At 43.6% G+C, this 1,962-nt stretch carries 2 protein-coding genes; both read left to right on the plus strand.

Translation table 11 applies throughout. From position 1 onward, the window contains the following. Window positions 1–236 precede the first annotated feature (236 nt). The gene (locus tag ACYQ2O_RS12025) at window positions 237–593 is read left to right on the plus strand and encodes a hypothetical protein (protein WP_459770759.1); all 357 of its coding nucleotides are present in this window, start codon (window positions 237–239) and stop codon (window positions 591–593) included. Window positions 594–595: 2 nt separating this feature from the next. Beyond that, window positions 596–1,786, plus strand: a complete 1,191-nt coding sequence (locus tag ACYQ2O_RS12030) for a cation:proton antiporter (protein ID WP_459770761.1) — start codon at window positions 596–598, stop codon at window positions 1,784–1,786. The last annotated feature ends 176 nt before the right edge of the window (window positions 1,787–1,962 follow it).

The raw sequence follows: 1,962 nt of genomic DNA on the forward strand, positions 1-1,962 counted from the left end.
TTGATTCATAAGAAGACCTCTTTTCTGGATTTGTGGTTATCTCTAGATTAAGGGTCTTCTTTCTTTTTGTCTACTTTAATTTCTTGCCCTACTATTTTACTTTCCGACAACTATTTTACACATAGTTTGAAAATAAATCAATTTTCAAGAATCCCTTGAATTTAAAGGTTATTAGGAGCATAATTTAATATGAATTTAGATGACTTTTATAAATTTTAGAAAGAAGGAAGAGACAAATGGAGCTAGTTGTCATCGTATTGAACAAAACGGATCTGCTGGATGAAATATTGACCTTATTTATGCGTTACAAAATTAAGGGTGCGACTGTGCTGGACAGTAGTGGCATGGGTCACCTGATTTCGAATCAGTTTCCGATGTTCTCAATGTTTGCGGAACTGGGAGAAGAACGGGAGTCAAACAGCAAGACCATTTTTACTGTAGTTAAGGGTGCAGAGGAACGCAAGGAAGTTCTGTCTGTCGTAGAGAGTGTCTGTGGAGACTTATCAGAGCCCGACACAGCAATATTCTTTAGCGTGCCTGTGAACTTTACGAAAGGCATCGACAACGAAAATAACATAGAAGAAGGGTTTTAAACATGACATATTCGCTTTATATCGCAATCCTTATGCTGGTCGGCATGGCTGGCGGGAAACTGGCTAGCAAAGTTGGGCTGCCCACTGTCAGTGGGTATCTGCTCTGTGGACTGCTTTTAGGTCCCAGTGTACTGAACATCATTACCAGTGAGGTCTACTACAGTTTAGGCTTCGTAAATGAACTGGCTCTCGGCATGCTGGCAATTTCCGTTGGGACTGAGCTGCATTATCTCATGTTTAAAAAATTCGGAAAAAATCTTGTAACTATTTCCATGGGGAACGCTGTTTTGACAGTTGCCGTCACGTCACTGCTGACTTGGCTGGTCGGAATGCCAATACAGTATGCTTTGATACTAGGGACTCTGGCATTGACCGTTTCACCAGCTGGAGTAGTTGAAGTCATTAAAGATACACGCTCAGAAGGGGAAATGACTCAGAATGTGCTGGGGCTGGTCGCTTTCGACAACCTGGTTGCTATCATGACATTTGGTATGATGGTATCTTTCGTTCAGTCCTTTGGAGATCAGGGGCCCGGAGGAATAGCCCTTCTGGGATCAGTCCTTTTCGACATCTTCTTGGGAATGATGATTGGTGCACTAAGTGGCCTGTTCGTTTCTTTCTTTATACGTAAAGGTACATCAAATGACAAATTGCTGGTCATTTTACTGGCAGTCATCCTGTTCAATACAGGAATTGCCACCATGTACGGGCTGTCTCCGGTATTGACCAACATCTTTTCAGGCATTGCCATTACGAACCTGACTTCACGCAAAGTGCTGATCGCAACTTTACTGAACCGCATTGAAATGCCGGTGTTCGTCATATTCCTGACCTTGGCTGGTGCGCATATCAATTTATCGATTATAGGTACGGTAGGCGTCGCAGGGCTCGCTTATATTGCTGCCCGTTCGATTGGTAAATACTTCGGTTCTCTGGTGTTTTCTCAATTTACAGATGTGAGTAAGGAGGTTCGTCCTTATATAGGTCTTGGCCTCTTTCCACAAGCAGGTATCGCCATTGGCCTCGCTACTGTAGCCGAACGAAGCATTCCTAACGTATCCGGAGCGATTACTGGTGTTGTCCTGGCAGGGGCAGTGTTCTTTGAGATTTTCGGGCCGATGATCACAGGCTATGCTTTAAAAGCAGCAGGTGAAACGAAAGCCGCGAGAACCCCTAAATTCAAGAAGCAATAAATCGTACTATATCCACGAGTCGGACTTTTAAAAAAGTCTGGCCCGTGTTTTTTTATCACCATTTGACAGAAGACTCCCACCTCTAAGCGAAGCGTAGGTGGGAGATGAATGCCTATTGAGCGAAGCTCAAAACAGCCCTTCTGATTTTAATGCTTTTCGCAACAGTTCAAGTACAC

The organism is Alkalibacterium sp. m-11 (genome assembly GCF_054658155.1).